Genomic DNA, 1,231 nt, shown 5'->3' on the forward strand with positions numbered 1-1,231 from the left:
AACAAAGTGTGTGCCTACACCTTTGTCTGAAACCAAGGAGTCGTGAGGTCGTTGTGAACGGAGCCTGCTCCGGTTAGAACGACCGCACCTTCCGCCCTGGCCGTGACCGTGCCTGGCATGCCTACTCATGCCACGCGGCCACGGCACTCGGAGACCACGTCAGCTGACATGTGCTCCAAAAGCATTGCAGTCCGGCCTCGATGATCGATGCAGGGCAGTGCACACGCACAAAGTGCGTGATGCAGATAACACCGAATTCAAAGCGGGTCAGTGGGCCAAGTCAGCTGCCGGGCTTATCGCAGCAGTGGCGCACTGGGTTGCACATTTTATTGCTTGTACATCTAAGACGACATCTGGCCTTCGCGGTGCAGTAGCGCCTGAGTTTGTAGTAGCGATCCTCATGCCAGCGGCAACGCTGGACACCTGGTTGATGGTAGTCAAAGCAACGCACGCCTGTACCTCTCCAGAATCGGAGGACGACACAGCGTGTTAATTGGCACCTGGCCATTACCTCGTTGAGTTAAGGAGAGTATCCATGGAACGCATTGAACATCACGCCAGCTTCGAGGGTTGGCAGGACGTCTATCAGCATGAGTCGACCGTGCTCGGTTGCACGATGAAGTTCGGAATTTATCTTCCTCCTCAGGCCGAGCATGAAGAGCGCCCGGTGCTTTACTGGCTCTCGGGGCTGACCTGCACGGAGCAAAACTTCATCACCAAGGCGGCGGTACAACGTTATGCCGCGCGGCACGGGATCATAGTCGTTGCCCCCGATACCAGCCCGCGCGGGGAGAACGTCGCCGACGACGCGGCCTACGACCTCGGCCAAGGGGCGGGTTTCTATGTGAACGCCACGGAGCTGCCCTGGAGCGATCACTTCCAGATGTATTCCTATGTGGTCGATGAACTGCCGGCACTGATCGAGGCTAACTTCCCTGCGTCGTCCAAGCGCAGCATCAGCGGGCACTCCATGGGTGGACATGGTGCCCTGGTCATTGCGCTGCGCAACCCAGGTCGTTATGCGAGTGTTTCGGCATTCTCGCCGATCGTCGCCCCCACACAAGTGCCCTGGGGGCAGAAGGCTCTGGCGGCTTACCTGGGCGAGCACAACCAGGATGACTGGAAGCGCTATGACACGGTCGAACTGATCCGTTCTGCGCAAGAGCGCTTGCCGTTGCTGGTCGATCAAGGGCTGGGCGATGAGTTTCTCGAGAACCAGCTGCGCCCAGAA

General features: G+C 58.7%; 1 protein-coding gene. It reads left to right on the forward strand.

What is annotated here, in order from left to right:
* Positions 1–535 precede the first annotated feature (535 nt).
* Positions 536–1,231, forward strand: a 696-nt coding sequence (gene fghA / locus EKA13_RS27220; protein ID WP_065762034.1) for an S-formylglutathione hydrolase, incomplete at its 3' end; no start/stop codon positions are given.

It is taken from the genome of Pseudomonas defluvii, from assembly GCF_001695625.1.
In the GTDB taxonomy this organism is placed as follows: Bacteria; Pseudomonadota; Gammaproteobacteria; order Pseudomonadales; family Pseudomonadaceae; genus Aquipseudomonas; species Aquipseudomonas defluvii.